Origin of the sequence: Pseudarthrobacter chlorophenolicus A6 (assembly GCF_000022025.1) — a bacterium.
Taxonomy (GTDB): domain Bacteria; phylum Actinomycetota; class Actinomycetes; order Actinomycetales; family Micrococcaceae; genus Arthrobacter; species Arthrobacter chlorophenolicus.
The window spans coordinates 175,507-191,361 of the sequence record NC_011879.1; the positions used below are offsets into that span (position 1 = coordinate 175,507).

General features: G+C 65.0%; 14 protein-coding genes. 10 read left to right on the forward strand and 4 right to left on the reverse strand.

Features of this window, described 5'->3' with window-relative positions; translation table 11 throughout:
* Positions 1-50 precede the first annotated feature (50 nt).
* The 7 genes from ACHL_RS21025 to ACHL_RS21060 all read left to right on the forward strand — a co-directional run bounded on the left by ACHL_RS21025 (position 51) and on the right by ACHL_RS21060 (position 10,080).
* Positions 51-254: a hypothetical protein gene (locus ACHL_RS21025; protein ID WP_012623138.1), complete on the forward strand. Its 204-nt coding sequence runs from the start codon at positions 51-53 to the stop codon at positions 252-254.
* Entirely contained in the window at positions 251-2,104 is a 1,854-nt protein-coding gene (locus ACHL_RS23575) for an LGFP repeat-containing protein (RefSeq protein ID WP_012623139.1), read from the forward strand. Before ACHL_RS21025 ends, ACHL_RS23575 begins: the two co-directional genes overlap by 4 nt.
* Entirely contained in the window at positions 2,104-3,384 is a 1,281-nt protein-coding gene (locus ACHL_RS21040; RefSeq protein ID WP_012623140.1) for a hypothetical protein, read from the forward strand. The genes ACHL_RS23575 and ACHL_RS21040 overlap by 1 nt, the downstream gene beginning before the upstream one ends.
* 60 nt (positions 3,385-3,444) lie before the next feature.
* Positions 3,445-6,867, forward strand: coding sequence for a hypothetical protein (locus ACHL_RS21045; protein ID WP_043795039.1), 3,423 nt, complete (start codon positions 3,445-3,447; stop codon positions 6,865-6,867).
* Positions 6,868-6,906: 39 nt separating this feature from the next.
* Entirely contained in the window at positions 6,907-8,010 is a 1,104-nt protein-coding gene (locus tag ACHL_RS21050) for a hypothetical protein (protein WP_012623142.1), read from the forward strand.
* 67 nt (positions 8,011-8,077) lie between these two features.
* Positions 8,078-8,833 (forward strand): hypothetical protein, encoded by a 756-nt coding sequence (locus ACHL_RS21055; protein ID WP_043795040.1) that lies wholly within the window; start codon positions 8,078-8,080, stop codon positions 8,831-8,833.
* A gap of 137 nt (positions 8,834-8,970) precedes the next feature.
* The gene (locus tag ACHL_RS21060) at positions 8,971-10,080 is read left to right on the forward strand and encodes a hypothetical protein (RefSeq protein WP_012623144.1); all 1,110 of its coding nucleotides are present in this window, start codon (positions 8,971-8,973) and stop codon (positions 10,078-10,080) included.
* A gap of 67 nt (positions 10,081-10,147) precedes the next feature.
* Here the strand turns inward: ACHL_RS21060 and ACHL_RS21065 are convergent, their stop codons facing one another.
* The 4 genes from ACHL_RS21065 to ACHL_RS21080 all read right to left on the reverse strand — a co-directional run bounded on the left by ACHL_RS21065 (position 10,148) and on the right by ACHL_RS21080 (position 13,850).
* Positions 10,148-11,881: an FtsK/SpoIIIE domain-containing protein gene (locus tag ACHL_RS21065; protein ID WP_012623145.1), complete on the reverse strand. Its 1,734-nt coding sequence runs from the start codon at positions 11,879-11,881 to the stop codon at positions 10,148-10,150.
* Between the two features lie 134 nt (positions 11,882-12,015).
* Entirely contained in the window at positions 12,016-12,384 is a 369-nt protein-coding gene (locus ACHL_RS21070; protein WP_012623146.1) for a hypothetical protein, read from the reverse strand.
* Between the two features lie 19 nt (positions 12,385-12,403).
* Positions 12,404-12,703, reverse strand: coding sequence for a DUF4193 domain-containing protein (locus ACHL_RS21075; protein ID WP_012623147.1), 300 nt, complete (start codon positions 12,701-12,703; stop codon positions 12,404-12,406).
* A gap of 73 nt (positions 12,704-12,776) precedes the next feature.
* Positions 12,777-13,850, reverse strand: a complete 1,074-nt coding sequence (locus ACHL_RS21080) for a hypothetical protein (protein WP_157672509.1) — start codon at positions 13,848-13,850, stop codon at positions 12,777-12,779.
* Between the two features lie 182 nt (positions 13,851-14,032).
* Here ACHL_RS21080 and ACHL_RS21085 point away from each other — a divergent pair, with 182 nt between their 5' ends.
* The 3 genes from ACHL_RS21085 to ACHL_RS21095 all read left to right on the forward strand — a co-directional run bounded on the left by ACHL_RS21085 (position 14,033) and on the right by ACHL_RS21095 (position 15,786).
* Positions 14,033-14,728 carry an SOS response-associated peptidase gene (locus ACHL_RS21085; RefSeq protein WP_012623149.1) on the forward strand — a complete coding sequence of 232 codons (696 nt, stop codon included), beginning with the start codon at positions 14,033-14,035 and terminating at the stop codon, positions 14,726-14,728.
* Positions 14,721-15,089 (forward strand): hypothetical protein, encoded by a 369-nt coding sequence (locus ACHL_RS21090; RefSeq protein WP_012623150.1) that lies wholly within the window; start codon positions 14,721-14,723, stop codon positions 15,087-15,089. The genes ACHL_RS21085 and ACHL_RS21090 overlap by 8 nt, the downstream gene beginning before the upstream one ends.
* An 88-nt stretch (positions 15,090-15,177) precedes the next feature.
* Positions 15,178-15,786 (forward strand): ParB family protein, encoded by a 609-nt coding sequence (locus ACHL_RS21095; RefSeq protein ID WP_139187258.1) that lies wholly within the window; start codon positions 15,178-15,180, stop codon positions 15,784-15,786.
* The last annotated feature ends 69 nt before the right edge of the window (positions 15,787-15,855 follow it).

The following is a 15,855-nucleotide window of genomic DNA, read 5'->3' on the forward strand; positions in this document are numbered from 1 at the left end:
AACCGCCCCAACAGCCATACAGCGCTTCAGCTTCAGCGGAAAGGCCCCTCATGTCGGCGCACGAAACCTCCACGGACACCAGCCTGTCCGAGGCCGTCGCAAGCATCGGCGGGTCCCTGCTGAAAACCCTGCCCTCACGGCGCTGGGTCCACGACCGCCACGCCACCGCCTGGGGAGACATCGAATCCTTCGAATCCACCGACGCAGGCCTTCTGACTCCCCGGACCATCGACTTCGCGGAGATGACTGCATGACCGGCGCCTGGGCACAACACCGCCTCGTCCGGCGGTTCCTGAAGCAGGACAAAGGATCCGTCATCCTCGAGGGTGTCATCAGCCTCGGGGTCATCGCCGTGCTCACCCTCGGCTACACCAGCGTTTCCACCCAGGCCTCCACGACCCAGCGCACCGCGGTGAACGAATCCATCGCAGCCCAGGCCGCTCAGGACGCCCTGGAAAAAGCAAAGGCCACCAACTGGGCAGACGTCGGAACGGATGTGGCCTCCACGAGCATTGTCCTGCCGTCCGGTGTGGAAAAGATCACCGGGGGAGCGCTGCCTGCCAACCCGGCCAGCATTGAGGTCCGCGGGCTGCCGATCACCGTCCGGACAGCCGTCGGATGGCAGAAGAAGCCCTCAGGCCCTTCTGACTTCGGCACGAAGCTCGTGATGGTGGAAGTTTCCTGGCAGGACGTCCAAGGCGACACCGCCACGGCCCACAAGAAGCCGCAACAGATCCTTATCACCCCGGGCATCGGCGAGGCAGTTCCGGCAGGTATCCGCGGCTCCACCGAAGTTGCGCCCACTCCGGCGCCGACGCCTACCCCCACCCCCACCCCGACGCCAACACCTACGCCAACCCCGACCCCCACGCCGCCGCCGGCCCCGGCTCCGGTCTCGCCGTTCATCGACGTGCCCACCACATACGTCTTCTTCGACGAGATCCTGTGGATGTACAACGAGGGCATCAGCACCGGCTGGCTGGAATCTGACGGGACGCGGACCTACCGGCCCAGCCTCGGGACCACCCGCGACCAGATGGCGGCCTTCATCTACCGCCAGTTCAAGTCGCCGGCGTTCGCCGCACCCACGAGCTCGCCGTACAGCGATCTGACCCCGAGCAGCCCGCTGTACAAGGAGATCACCTACCTCGATTCGAAGGGCGTCCTGCCCTGGGACGGGGCCACGTTCGGCGCCGCAACGGCCGTCAGCCGGGAAGACATGGCCGTCCTCATGTACCGGATGGCGGGCCGCCCGGCCTACACACCGCCGGCGACGTCCCCCTTCATTGATGTCCCGGTCACCGACGACCACTACAAGGAGATGGCGTGGATGAAATTCACCGGCATCTCCACCGGATGGTCCGATGGAACCTACCGTCCCAGCATCGCCGTCGCCCGCGACCAGATGGCTGCGTTCTTCTACCGCTACGACGCCCTGTTCGGCAACGCTATTCCGGCGACCTACACGGACATCCAGAAGAAGTACGATGCGGTGAACGGGCCCGTCGTCCTCGGCAGCGGCTCGGGCGGGGAAGTCTACGGCCTGATCAACGGCGGCGGATACCGCTGCTACGACAAGGGCTGCATCCTGTGGTCCCCCGCTTCCGGGGCTTGGCTCTCCCTGACCGGGCCCATCCGGAACCTGTGGGGCTCGATGGGCTACGAAACCAGTTTCCTTGGATACCCGACCAACGACGGCGTCACCGGCCTGAAAAACGGTGGGGCCTCCCAGGACTTCCAGGGCGGTGCCATTGTCTGGTCCGCGGCGACCGGAGCGCACGCCTCCAACGGCGCCATCCGCAGTTACTGGCTGGCAGCATCTGCCCAGGACGGCTGGCTCGGCTACCCGACCACCGAAGAGATTCCCATCAAGGACAACGGCAGGAAGCAGAACTACCAGGGCGGCTACATCTACTGGAACCCTGCGATCGGCACCACCTACGTCATGGGAGCCATCGGCAGCACCTGGATCAGCCAGGGCGCGGAGAACAGCAAGTTCGGCTACCCCGTCTCCAGCGAATACGCGTGGAACGGACAGCAGCGCCAGGACTTCCAGAACGGCTACATCACATGGACATCAACCGGCGGGGTGGTGCTGCACTAATGCGCGACTGGATCACAGACCGCTTCGAGGACATTCGCCGCAAGGGCGTACGAGACAGGGGATTCGTTCTTGTCTCGACCATCATGTTGTTCGTCATGGTCAGCGGCACGGTTTACTGGCTGATCTCGGCCACCGACCGGACCGTCAAGAGCTCCTTCCAGACGAGCGACTTCATCCAGTCAGGGCAGCTCGCAGACCTGGCCATCCAGGATGCGATGTACCAGCTGAACGAGGTCCGTCCGGCGACCCTGCCGGCCAAGGCGACACCGCGCAAGGGCGGCACCGACAATGATGGGGCCTGGGAGTGGTACGCAGACCCGGTGACCCTGGGTGACGGCGGTAAAACCGCTGTCCTGCATGCCACCGGCACCTTCCGCGGCGCCATCCGCAAGGTTCAGGCAACAGCCCAGGGCCCCCGCGTGGGCGGCTTCAAGGTCGAGGCTGATGACTCCATCACCTACCAGGTGGCACCCTCAACGGCCTTCTCGCACACGGTGCTGGGCAGCTCGGTCACCGTGCAGAACGGCATCACGGGCGCCAGCCCGTTCCTGTCCGGATCCGTTGGCCTGCTCGGCAACACCCTGGACGTCAAGGCGGCCGCCGGTACAACATCAAAAGCCGACGTCAACTACTACCAGTACGGGCCGAACGCCACCTCCCTAACCGTTGCCGGAGGCGTCCGCGCGCCCGCTGGGCTCTCTCTTGACCCACAGTTCATCACCGACAATATGGCCAGCTGCGGAGGCGCGACCCCCCAGGACTGGAAAGCGTCGCAGAACGGCGGGGTCCTGACGGCAAGCACCCCGGGCAACGTTGGCTGCTACGCCTCCATGGATTTCGATGTTCCCACCGTCATCCAGGGCAGCGGATCCTTCAACGCCTACGTCAGCGGCGGAGTCACCGTCCGGGAAAACATCAGTGCCGCAACCGGAACCGGCCTGAACATCTACGCCAACGGCAACGTCGGCTTCCCGACCGAAGAGGCCGACGGATCATCCCTGACCGTTCGGAACCTGTACGTCTACGCCCCGCAAGGACTCTGCAGCACACCCACCGCCGCAGCGGGCGGGTTCCGATCCCTCACCAAGAGCCTGGACTTCTCCGGCTCCCTGGCCTGCAAGACCGTCCGGGTAGCCGGAACCTTCAAGCAGGGAGACAACACCGACAGCCGGTATCCGGACCGCAAGGGCCCGATCAGCCCCACCGGGGACGACATCTTCGACAACACTGTCTGGTACCTCGCCGACTACCAGCAGCCCACCGGGAGCCGGGTCCCCTAAGTGGGCGGCGCGACCATCGTGTCGATAAACGATCCAGCCGCACACAGGAAAGGTATGGCAATGAAAAATCTGATTGACCGGTACAAGAAGCGCCGCCGCGACGCAGGCATGGGCCTCGTTGAAGCGGTCGTGGGTATCGGTCTGGCCGCCATCATCATTGGCGGGCCGATCCTGTACTTCACCACGGTGAACAACACTGCTGCCGGAAACGCCTCCACGCAGTCCCAGAACACTGCCATCTCTGAGGCGCTGGACCGTGCGGTGGCCAACGTCCAGGCCTCCGACACCATTGTCTACGCCGGCCCCAACGAGCTGGTTACCCGCTCGACGGAAGTCGAGGAGGGCAAACCTGACGTTCCCGTGGTGACCCGCTGGGTCCTGAACGGCACGACGCTGTACCGCCAGACCTGGAGTGGCGCCGGCACGGGCCCTACGGAAGCTCCCGCCTACAACCGCACCACGGCGGTCACCAACACCGCCGTGACGGGCACGGTCATCCAGGACCTGAAGCTGGACAACGACCTTTTCTCCTACACGGACAAGGACGGAACCAACATCGACGTCAAGGCACCGAAGGATGCCCTGACCGAGACTGCCCGGACCAACCCTGCAGACGGAAAGCGGACGTACGACATCGCGCTGGTCAACCTGGCCATCAAGGCCGGCACGACCGCCAACGGAGGCAAGACCGGGGTAGTTGAGTCCAAGACCTCCGCCGCGCCCCGCAGCGTCTCCGGCAAGGCGACCGGAATGGACGGAACCCTCCCGATCTGCCCGGCCGTCACCGTGAGCACCAACGCCGCCGGCAAACCGGTCATCGCCTGGTCCACCCTCTCCGGTTACACCAGCTACCAGGTCACCCGTAACGGTACCGAGGTCGCGGTGGTCACCGCAGCCGCCACGGACACGCAGAAGTCCTGGACGGATGCTGCCGTTACTGCAGGGCCCGCCGAGGTTGTCCAGTACCGCGTCTACGCCCGCAACGCGGACGGCACCACCGCGTCCATCTCCTGCATGCCCAAAGTGTGGTCCCCGCAGCTCACCGCGCCGGAATTCCAGAACTCCGGCGTGTTCCCCACCGCCGCCCAGGCCCACGAATGGACCGACGGCGCCGACGGGGCGCTTGCCTTGAAGAAGCCCCGCATCGTGCTCAAATGGGGCGCTGTGGCCGGTGCGACCAGCTACGAGCTGAAGTACCGCGAACTTGATCCGGTTACCGGCAGCCCGCTGACCCCGGGATTCACCGCTGTTGCTACCGCCCTGCCCGCCACCAGCACCACTTTCACCTGGGATGAAGGAGGATGGGCGTCCTCCTACGAGTGGTTCATCAAGGCCAATGCCGGTGCAGGACAGGGCCAGTCGGCTGAGTCCGCCCACATCAAGACCCTGACACACCCGCCTGCCCCGCAGAACGTGGATGTCAACCCGCAGTACGGCACGGGCTCTGCCCGGCTGACCACCGGCACCAACGTCATCACCTGGAGCGCGTCGCCCACAGCGGTTTCCTACGACGTGTGGCGCTACAACTCCGGCAGCTCCGGGGCTGTAACCCTGTTGGGCAGCATCAGCGGTACTGCACCGCGCACCTACTCGGACAACGTGCCGTACGGCACGACGTACACCTACTACATCGCCGCCATCAACGACGGACCCCGCGGCAACACCAGCGGCAAGGCCTCCTCGGCGAGCCCGGAAGCAGGAGTCACTTCGGCTACCGGTCTGATGCCGACCGCCTCCTACCGGGAATCAGCCACCGCGCCGGTCATCACCACGGCCTCCTACAAGGGACTTCAGCCGCTGTCCATCGAACGGGCCGCGAACACCACCCCTGTGAACCCCGCCCCGACCCCTGTCTCCCAGCTGCAGTTCCCTCCGATCCCGGAAGAGAACGCTTCCCGGGACTACGACGGGTACAACCAGCTGCAGTGGAACCCGACGCTGTCGGCGACCGGCTACCAGGTCGCTCGCTTCACCCGGTCCGGCGCCAAGACCTGCCTGACCGCAGTCTGCGGGGATGCCCCGAGTGGAGGCATCACCGCGACGTCCTACAAGGACCCCGCCGCCAGGGGCACCCAGTTCGACTACGCGGCCATCGCGTACAACGCCACGGGCCTGAGTGTGGAGTTCTCCGCCAAGGAGACCCTCACACAGCGCCCGCCCACCCCCGACCTGACGCTTGTCCGCGCACCGGGGCTCACCGACCGGTCGGCCGACTTCAAGATCGTTCAGAACGCTGACGCCGGCAACGCCAGCACGGATAAGTTCTGCACCTCAACCACGTGCTCCTACGAGCTGAAAAAGAGCACCACCGTGGTCTCGACGACCAAGCACAGCCAGTCCGGTGCCCTGGTCGAATGGGACGGGGCCGACAGCCCGGACGGAGCCACCACGACGTTCACGGCCCGGTCCAAGAACGCCGCGGTGACCAACAACGGCTACAGCGACGCGAACGCAGAGACAGTCAACACCTACCCGGGGAAGTTCTCGGCCCTTGCCAACATCGGTGACCGCAACGGAAAGCAGGCCGCGCGCTACCGGCTGAGTGTGACGGCCATGGACATGGGCAACGAGTCCAACGGCGCGACCAACGTCCGCTGGGGCAGCATCCCCGGCGGCAGCACCCTCAAGGTCGTCCGCAAGTCCCTGGGCGGCGACACTATCAGCCCCAACGGCACCACCTCCGGGCTGTCCCTCTCGACGGCGCCCACCAACACGTACACCACCGACGACCCTGGTGTGGACGACGATGTCGCCTCACCGGGCGCGGCCTTCCAGTACGAGCTGACCGCCACAGCAGCCAACGGGCTGTCCCGGACCGTCAAGTCCCAGCCGATCATCACCCCGGCCGACATCTCGCGTGCGGGCACCATGGTCATCACCTGCTCCGGCACTGATACCCGCCAGTTCACACAGGCCCAGGTTGGTTACACCTCCGACGGCTCGTTCTTCAAGGGCGCCTACTCCCAGCCGTACGCGTACCAGAAAATCGCCGGACAGATGGTCTGGTCGGACAGCGGACATCCGGAGTCCCTGGACGGACGTCCGCGGTACGGCGCCAGCAATGGCACCTCCTACCTGGGTGTCGCCAGCTCCGGAACCAACGTGTTCAGCGGCAACACCTTCTACTACACCGGCTGGAACTACGGCCTGAACGGTCAGTACTCGTCCGCCAGCGGCGACTTCGCGTCCGGACCGGGCGTGGGCTACTACCAGGGAGTGACCGCTGGCTTCTATGCCGTCACCAGGGGTATGGACCGTACGCTGACTAACCCGGACACCGGAATGGCCCAGGTCTACAACGGCCCGGACTCCTACTACGTGAACCCCAACATCACGGTGCTCGCAACCTTCCAGAATGGATGCGCGGCAGCCGGTGCCACCGGAACGGCACTGGTTGAGCCCCGGGATGCCTGCTACACGTTCAACGGCTCTGCCTGCGACGACGTGGCCTACTGGAACCGGCCGAAGTGGGTTTCCCGCTAAGGGAAGTGCCCGTCCATGAAGTCGGTGCATAGGAAAGGCATGATGAAGCAGCACCCGCCCCGCAAGTCCAGGGCCAGGATCGCGGCCGTGGTCGCCGGCGCAGCAGCAGTTGTTGCTGTCGCCGGCGCCGCGGTGCTGATCCCGGCCAACTCAAGCCAGGAACCCGCCGTGACGACGGACATCGCCGCTTTGGCCCCGGCGAACTCCGGGACCCTGGTCCTGGCGCCGTACTCGACCAGTTGGTGGTCCAAGGTCGCGGCCATGGCACCCAGGGAGCTGATGCTGCAGGACCTGACGCCGCCCGAAGACCTGAACATTGATGAGGTGGGCTATTCCTCGAGTCCTGACCCAGAGCAGCGTGACATCGCCGGCACCGGGCCCCTGCGTGTCTTCTATATCGAGGCCAAGGACGAGGATTCGGCGCAACGGATCGCGCATTGGCTGGGTGAGGCCTCGGGCAACGATCACCGCAACGTCCACCGCAACGGGCGCATCCTGGCCGTCACCGCCGTCTGGGTGAAGGACTACCCGGTCCCGTCACAGTCCATGGCCTCCGTGCCGTCCTTCAAACCGTCGCTGAGCGGCAAGCAGGCCGCCATGTGGTTCAATCCCGGGCAGGACGTCGGGGCACTGGCTGGTTCACCTGACAGCGACTCCGCGAAAGCACTGCGGACCTATCTGGAGAAGGGCCTCGGGTTCAGCGCAGACGCAGCCTGGAACGGGTCCAGCACGGACGGCAATTCCTGGAACGGCACCTTCGGCGCCGGCAACATCGATCCCGCCCGGATCAACTTCACCGAGGCCTCCGCAGCGCTGACCCCGCAGAAGGTCCTCTCGGAGTTCGTCGGCCCGACCAACGGCAACACCCGCACCGACTACCGGATCATTGACCCCGGGGCCGGTTCATTTTTGGCCAGCAGCGTGGTCAGGGCCGAAGGCCAGGACGGGACGCTTGGAGCCGGCGGAGTGCCACCGGCCGTACAACCGGTCGATCACGCCAAGGTGACCGCTATGATCGACCTCAACGCATGGAATCGCGCAGCTACGGGGGACCTGGCGATCCAGGAGAGCGTCCTGACAAGGGCCATCTCCGCCAACGGATCCGAAATGAACCTGCAACTGACGTACTCACCTGTCTCTTGACAAATGAGAGACTTTGTAGTTGACGTATTGCAAGCCCACGTGTAACGTCTCGGTTATGGAGAAGAATTTGAAGCGCACAATTGCCGGCCTCGGTGCCGCAGCCCTCGTTGGCGGGTCCCTGCTGTTCGGCGCGGGCGCTGCCAGTGCCGCAGGCTGCCCTGCAGGCCAGCACTGGAACGACTTTGGCGGGGGATCAGGCTACTGCTCGCCCAACGCCAGCGGCGGAGGCACGGGTGGAAACGCCGGTGTAGACCTCGGCGGTGGCGGGGTCGGCTCCGGCTCGACCGTGGGTGGCGGAACAGCTCCGTCCATGCCTGGCGGCGCCCCCGTCCTGGGTGCACCTCCGGCCGCCCCCGCGCCGGCTCCCGTCTACCAGGCTCCCGTACCTGTCTACCAGGCTCCGGCGCCCGCTTACCAGGCTCCCGCTCCTGCGCGCGTGCCCTCCTACCAGCCTCCTGCCAGCAACGGCTACGTCCCGTCGTACGCGGCACCGGCCACCGGTGGTTACACCGCTCCGTCCCAGGGCGGGGGAGCCGCAATTGCCAACCCGGCCACCGGCGGCGCAGTTCAGCAGACGGCCGAAGGCACCTGGGTGGACACGTCCACCGGCGCCGAGGTGGATGCATCGGTGGCCGCTGAGGCAGCCGCGAAGGCTAACGCAGAGAAGGCTAACGCAGAGAAGAAGGCAGCTGAGGAGAAGGCCGCTGCTGAGAAGAAGGCAGCTGAGGAGAAGAAGCAGGCTGAAATCAAGGCTGCGATCGCCAAGGCGAAGATGGAAACGTCCGTCAAGGACGCCGTCGCGAAGGCCTGGGCCGACCGCTAGGATCCTTTCTCGTCGAAAACCCCGCTGCGTATCCCCAGCGGGGTTTTTCGTGCCCCTCGGTGGCTTGGCTCGCTTGTGGCTAACGCGATAGGATGTAACGGTAAATGCTATTCTCCGTCACACCCTTTTGGAGTCCGATGACCACCCTCACCACCAAAACGCCGCTGGCGTCCTACCAGCAGGGCCGGGACCAGATCCTCGCCACCGTCCTGGGCGCCGTGTCCGGCCTTGAGGGATTCGTCCTGGCCTTCCAGCACGAGCATGAAGCGCAGCTCCGCGCTGCCGGCATACAGCTGTCCGACGCTGTCCGCGAACAGGCCCGGCTCGAAGGAATCCTGGGGGAGCAGGCCCTGGAGCTCGAGTCGGCCCGCCGCCACGTCTGCCCGACACCTCCGATTACTGACGGCTTCGGCTTCGACCAGCACGCACCCGCGATGGAGTCCGCACCTCCCGCGGCAGCGGAGTCGCCCGATGCCACTGCGCAGGACAGCGAGGACGCCGCGGCCGCGAACGCCACCATCGAGGAGCTGCGCGCCAGCCTCAGGGAAAAGGAACGGCTCAACACGAGCCTGAACGAGGACCTGCTCGCCGAGCGGCAGGTCTCAGCCGGACTCCGGGCAGACCTGGTGAAGCGGGACACCCGCATCACCACTCTGGAGGCCGACGCCGCCAAGGCCGGTGCTGCTCTCGCCTCCGCCAACCAGACCCACCAGGATTACGTCCGCGACGCCGAGACGAATTTCGACCAGCGGCTCACTCAGGGAGTCCGTAGCGCGGAGCAGGGAGTCCGGGCAGAAGCGGTCCGGATCATCGAAGCAATCGCGGCCGACAACCCCGAGCTGGCCGAAGCGGCCGACCTGTTCACCGTGGCCTTCCCCGCCGTGGCGGAGGCCGCCAGCCCAGCACCACAACCGTTGCCGGCCGCGGTTGCGGAAGCACCCGTACCCTCAGCGGGCCCAAGCGTCTCAAGCCCCGCAGCCCCGCCGGTCTCGGAGGACGACTTCCTCGACGCCATCCCGGCAGCAGAGCCAGAGCGCGCCGCGGCCCCGATGACCCAGGTCTACCTGCCGGCACCGGACCTCAGCGATGACTCCATCCTGGATCCGGACTTCTTCACCACCCCGGAGGCACTGGACGCGCCGGCAGATGAAGCAGACTCGGCGCCGTCACTGGAGGGGGCAGCCGCGGAGGCCCCCAAACCCGGCTACGGCCTCTTCGGACGCAAGAAGGAAGAGCAGAACGCATAGGGAATACAGCCCTACAAGGCCCCGGCAGGAATTTCCTGCCGGGGCCTTTCTTTGGCTTCCGGAGCCGTCAGGCCCGCCCGGCCATGTTGGAAAGCTGCCGGGACTGGGACGCGGCCAAAGCTGCCCCCTTGAGCGGACGGCCGTTCTCATCGAAACCGGAGTCGCCCATCAGCTCGGCCATCGGGTCCTTCATGGCAGCCCGGCGGGTCGCGATGTCGTCCTGGTCCTCCGGAGTCTCGAACGCGTCCTCCAGCTGTGCCATCTGAGCCTTGGTCGGCTCCGGCTGGGTCGTCTTGGGCACTCCGAGCCGCTCCAGCCACGCCCGGTAATCTGCCACAGAGGCGAAGTAGGACTTGAAGATCGCCGGCTCGTCACCTTCAGGCTCGGAAGAGCCGACACCGCGGGATGCTCCACTGTCGGAACGGACGTTCTCCGGGATCAAAGGAACCCGGTCCGGATCGGAGAAGACAAGCCGGCGGTTACCCTCAGTGGGCTTTGCACCCAGGAGCAGCTTGTGGTGCAGGTTGGTGCGCAATGAGGGATCGATGCCGGTGTTCGCTGACGCCACCTGGGTAGCCAACAGCAGGAACACGCCGGTGAACCGGAGCTCCGCCGCCACCCTCTTGATGCCGTTCTTCAGGATCTCCTTGAACAGGTTGGTGCGGTTCGCATCGGCGGCCATGTCCTTGAGCAGCTGCGGAGCATCCTTGCCGGCCTTAGGGACTGACTCGAGCGCGAACAGGCCTGTCAGTTCGTCCACCACCACGATGAGCGGCTTCAGGGCGGCCGACTTGGGCAGGTCCTTCCAGTCGTTCACGTTGTGGCTCTTGATGAGCTTGGAGCGGCGCTCACCTTCTTCCATGATGAGCCGGATCGCCACGGCTGACTGGGCCGGGGACGCGCAGCCCCAGCCGCCCGGCCGGACGAAGTCCTTGACCCATTCGAAGTCTGCGCTCTTGGTCGGCAGGTCGATGATGGCAAGTTCGGCGCCCTTGGCCAGCCACGTGGAGAGGTAGCAGTTGATGGTGACGGACTTACCGGCACCAGAGGTCCCGCCGATCTGCAGGTGGGCCCCGGCGTTCAAGTCGAGGTAGAACGTCTCGCCGATGGTCTCGCCCGCGGGTGGGAGTTTCATCCCCAGCGGGATCTTGAAGGTCTCCTTCTTGGTGTGGTCGAACTTGACCACAGAGTCCATCGGCGTAGGGATCATCGAAGGGAACGTCGGGGGAGCGGAGGGGATGATGGACGCTGTGAGCTTCTGGGCGTTCACCTTCACGTACCAGCCGTCCCGACCGACGACGCCGGTGGCCACCTCCTCCAGCTTGGAGTAGTGCTTGGACGGCATGTAGGTGCGCGGCAGTTCCAGGTCAAACCCGCCGTCCCGGCGCGGGGCCACCTGTACCTCCCACGGCTTCACCCCCAGAGCCAGCGCCGCTGCGCCGCGGCAGCGCGCCGTCTCCGGGCTCAGCTTGGTCAGGACCGCCTTGCCGAGAAAGGGCTCGAACTTCGTCATCTCCCAGCCGTCCCCATGCTGGTCGGCCAGCTTGACGGCCATCTTCTCGCCGTCCGTGGGCTTTACAGACCGGGGGAGCCGGACCTCCTGGGTCTTGGACTTCTCGTTCTGCCGGATTTCAGTGACGGTTACCTGTCGGGTGGCCACAGCGTAGCCGTCCACGATGGAGTCCACTTCGAACCCTTCACCATGGGCTTCCGTGATTTTCTTCATCAACGGGCTCATGTGCCGGCTCGGATCGAACTTGTCGGGCAGCTTCACCCGGATGCGCTCAGTGCTGGAAGCCACGCTTGGGGGCCTTTCGTGTAGCCGATGTCTCTACTTCCAAACATGCGTAGACATCAGCCAGTGACGGGGGCCGGACAAGAGGGTCCAGGGAACGGCCGGGCTCCCGCTGGAGCCCCCTCCAGGCTCTCGGACTGCTACCGCCGGGCGAAGACTTCCAAGGCGGCGAGGAGGCCGCCGGCATCGTTGATGAGGTCGACGGGACGGCCTCCATCCAGGTCAGTCGAAGCGGTGACCATCCAGGCAGCGAAATAGTTGTGGGGGATCTTCAGGTCCAGAGCCCGCTTGAACAGATCCGTTACAGCAGGATTGAGGCCTCCATTGCGCAGGAACTGAAATCCCGGGCAAAAGGTCCCTTCCCCGATGAAGACCCTCACCAGTTCCCTCATCACCGGCTCCGGGTCAGCAACGGAGGACGTGATCCGGGAACGGACCTGGTCCAGCGACGGCAGCGTAAACTCCGCCTCGATGCCGGCCCAGACACTCTCGGGTATCGACCCACCCATGGCAGGTGTTCGGGCGACGTCAGCCTTCACATTCGATGCAGAAGAAGTGGCCGGCCTTCTCCCGGGCCACCTGCGACCGGTGCCGGACCAGGAAGCAGGAGTAGCAGGTGAACTCGTCCGCGGCCTGGGGAACGACCTCGACAGTCAGTTCCTCGGCAATGAACTCGCCGCCGGGGGTGAGTCCGTCCAGCACGTCCGCTTCGTCCAGTTCCAGCACCACAGACTTTGCATCAGGTGCCTTCGCGGACTGCAGGGCCTCCAGCGAGCTGTCCTGGGATTCCTTGACGTCGGTGCGGAGCTCGTCATAATCAGTGGCCACGGAAGTGCTTCTCTTTTCTGTTGCTGTGGGTTGTCCGACATGCAACGTACACGATGTCGGCCCTATTCCACAGTCAGTAATGCCACCCTGACCGGCGCTGAGAGAGGACGTCGCCGTTGTCGTCGAGGTACTGGGTGAGGTACTCCGGGTTTCGATGCCAGTCGAAGGCCTGCCAGACCAGCATCCACCCGGCATGCTCCCTGCGGACCCCCGGATCCAGGGTTGCAACGCCGACCCGGACAACCGCTTTGGTCTCAACAAGCTCCGTCGTGATGTCAGGCTCTACTTCCTCGCCATTGAGGGTCAGGCACCCCTGCACGGAGTACCGGCCCTGAAAGTCGGTCCTCGGCTCACCGCCGTACAAGGTGCCGCGGGAGAAGTAGCGGTCGCCGCCGGAGAGTTCGGCTGTCAAAGCCTCCTGGGCCTCACCCGCAGAGCCGTAAAGTCCAATGGTCTGGCGGTCGTACACGAGCTTGAACATGGGCACTTCGTTGCCCGTGAGCCCGCCTTCACCTACCCGGTGGGCTACTGGCTCAAGGGAGACAAGATCAACTGCGCCGACGGTGATGCCGCTCCCGCCCAGCGATTCGTGGCGTCGCGCTGCCCGAATCAGGTCTTCACTCCCGACCCCTTCGGCATTCCCGACATGTACATGCAGGTCAACTTCCGTCCAGTCCGGCTTTGGCTGGACGTAGTCCTTGGACCGTGCTGCGCGGGCGTCCCGGGGCTCAACCCACGTCAGAGGGATGGCAAGTGCCGGGCCGCCAACGGTCAGCCACGAGTCGCTGCCGTTCAGGTCGAAATCTTTATTGACGTGAGCCAGGACGAAGGGATGGGTTGGGTCATCGACCAAGGCCTCGATGAACGCCCTGGCAACTGGCGGCGACATCGCCGTCCTGGTCACCTGTATGACATCAACATCCACAGTCTCGGTCGGGAAGAAGGCGTCGGGCACACGGGAAATCCGGATGATGTCGGCACTCTTATAGAGGGGGACCGGATGGGTCCGCTCCTGTTCGTAGCCGCGCCCCTGGTCCAGTCGGGAACGCCCGGTACCGACGGACCCCGGGTCATCTCTTTCGTCCTTCATGCGCGGGAACCGATAAACCTCGAGGGCGTTCTGAAGCTGCCGTCCCTCCAGCGACATCTGGATTGTCTGCGGCAGGACCACCATTCGTTTCGTGGGATACATAGGCTCCTCATGGTTCCTGGGTGCTGCACGGCCGGGTTACCTTCCCGCAAATCCTCCCATGATGGCTGGAAGGCCGCCCGGACATTACCAGCCCGTTTCCTGTGCGGCAGAATGGGCCCATGTGCGGAAGATACGTGATGTCCAAGGCCACCGGTGACCTTCTGAGCTACTTCGAGGCCAAAGAAGTGGAGGGCAGCCCGCCACCGCCCAGCTGGAACGTGGCGCCGACCCAGAGTGTGCCGATTGTGGCAGAGCGGCTGGATGAGGGCACCATTGACCGGCACCTTCTGATCGCACGCTGGGGCCTGGTGCCCTCTTGGGCCAAGGACATCAAGATCGGTTCCAAACTCATCAACGCGCGCAGTGAATCGATCCTGGAGAAGCCATCGTTCCGGAAGGCCGCGGTGAAGCGGCGCGCAATCGTCCCGGCTGAAGGCTACTACGAGTGGCAGAAGACCGAGGATGGGAAGAAGATCCCGAACTACCTGTACTCCGAGAAGGATCCGCTGCTGGGCTTCGCCGGACTGTACGAATGGTGGGCTGACCCGTCCTTGCCGGAGGACGATCCGGAGCGCTGGCTGCTTAGTTGCACGGTGCTGACGACCACCACCCAGGACGCCCTGGGGCACGTCCACGACAGGTCGCCAGTGATCATCCCGTCCGACCGGTTAGCGGAATGGCTGGACCCGGACCTGACCGACAAGGGCGACATCCAGCATCTCCTCGATTCCCTGCCGGAACCGACTCTGGTGCCGCGGATCGTCAGCCCGCGGGTGAACAGCGTCCGGAACAACGGGCCCGAGCTGATCGAACCGGCGCCGGCCGATGACTGAAGGCCATGACGCCAGGCAGGCTGCAAACAGGTTGTCCAGGGCGGCCCGGGACCTCATGCAGTCAACCGAGGATCTGGAGATCCCAGCTGACAGCTACGCCGTCCTGGGGAACGTCCTGGATGCAGTGCGCTCTCTCGAAGTGGCGCTGGGTGAGCTGCTGGAATGGCACCGCGGTGCCGAACCTGGCCGGCACTTCGCTGCGGCCCACGACGACAGCACGATTGGCATCATGACCACAGTGACGGAGCTCGACCTCGCAGTGCAGCAGGCCGACGGGCTGCAGCAAACCCTCAGCCGCGCCTACGGGGGCAACGCCGTTGTGCGCTGGTTCGACGAGGTGGAGCAACTGGATGAGAACTAGCTGCCCGGCGTACCGGCCAAGTCCAGGGAGAACCCGGACCTTTCGTTGCCGGTCCGCTGTTCGGCAGCTCAAATAGTACTATTTGAGCATGGCTGAGGAACCCAAGGACAGGGGCCCACGAGGACGGCGGGTTCATGGCCCGTACCCCAGGAAAACCAGTTTTTACCAGCAGGACGTCGACGCTGACAGGATGCGGGCAGCCCACCTGAACACCCAGGAGCACACCGGGCACGCCACTCTGAGCGAGTTCATCAACGCCGCGGTCAGTGAAAAGACAGTCCGGCTTGAGCGTGACTTCAACGACGGCGAACCCTGGGACCCCAGGCCCGTCGGCGATGTGCCGGCGGGCAAACCAAGCGCGGCCCTGCGAAGTCTCGCCGCAGTCCGCAGCATCCAACCCTCAGTAAAGGAACAGATCGTGACGCAGGAACGCAGCCCGGAACTTGTGGAGATCGTGGAGAAGCTTCGCGCCGACCCGTCAACGCCAGGCGGTCGCTACGACGAGATCCAGGTGTTCTGGAACGAAGACGGGCGAAGCGTGATGGTGTCGTCGCACGACTTCCGCGATGACGTCGACGACATGAAGCTCTTTTCCCACCCGCAGCCGTGGCGCGAAATCGAAGTGTTTAGCTACAGAGGCCTGCGCTGGGAGCAGCAGGCAGACATCGAAAAGCCCGGTTCCCGCGGCGAATCCTGATGTATTGCCGGGTAGCTGCGTACCCCTCCCCCTGGAGCGTTTTCAAACGCCGATAACCGCGATTATGTC

Excerpts from the sequence above, each read along its gene's own strand:
- ACHL_RS21025 (WP_012623138.1), top strand. The coding sequence starts at position 51 with ATGTCGGCGCACGAAACCTCCACGGACACCAGCCTGTCCGAGGCCGTC.
- ACHL_RS23575 (WP_012623139.1), top strand. The coding sequence starts at position 251 with ATGACCGGCGCCTGGGCACAACACCGCCTCGTCCGGCGGTTCCTGAAG.
- ACHL_RS21040 (WP_012623140.1), top strand. The coding sequence starts at position 2,104 with ATGCGCGACTGGATCACAGACCGCTTCGAGGACATTCGCCGCAAGGGC.
- ACHL_RS21045 (WP_043795039.1), top strand. The coding sequence starts at position 3,445 with ATGAAAAATCTGATTGACCGGTACAAGAAGCGCCGCCGCGACGCAGGC.
- ACHL_RS21050 (WP_012623142.1), top strand. The coding sequence starts at position 6,907 with ATGATGAAGCAGCACCCGCCCCGCAAGTCCAGGGCCAGGATCGCGGCC.
- ACHL_RS21060 (WP_012623144.1), top strand. The coding sequence starts at position 8,971 with ATGACCACCCTCACCACCAAAACGCCGCTGGCGTCCTACCAGCAGGGC.
- ACHL_RS21070 (WP_012623146.1), bottom strand. The coding sequence starts at position 12,384 with ATGGGTGGGTCGATACCCGAGAGTGTCTGGGCCGGCATCGAGGCGGAG.
- ACHL_RS21080 (WP_157672509.1), bottom strand. The coding sequence starts at position 13,850 with ATGTCGCTGGAGGGACGGCAGCTTCAGAACGCCCTCGAGGTTTATCGG.
- ACHL_RS21085 (WP_012623149.1), top strand. The coding sequence starts at position 14,033 with ATGTCCAAGGCCACCGGTGACCTTCTGAGCTACTTCGAGGCCAAAGAA.
- ACHL_RS21090 (WP_012623150.1), top strand. The coding sequence starts at position 14,721 with ATGACTGAAGGCCATGACGCCAGGCAGGCTGCAAACAGGTTGTCCAGG.
- ACHL_RS21095 (WP_139187258.1), top strand. The coding sequence starts at position 15,178 with ATGGCTGAGGAACCCAAGGACAGGGGCCCACGAGGACGGCGGGTTCAT.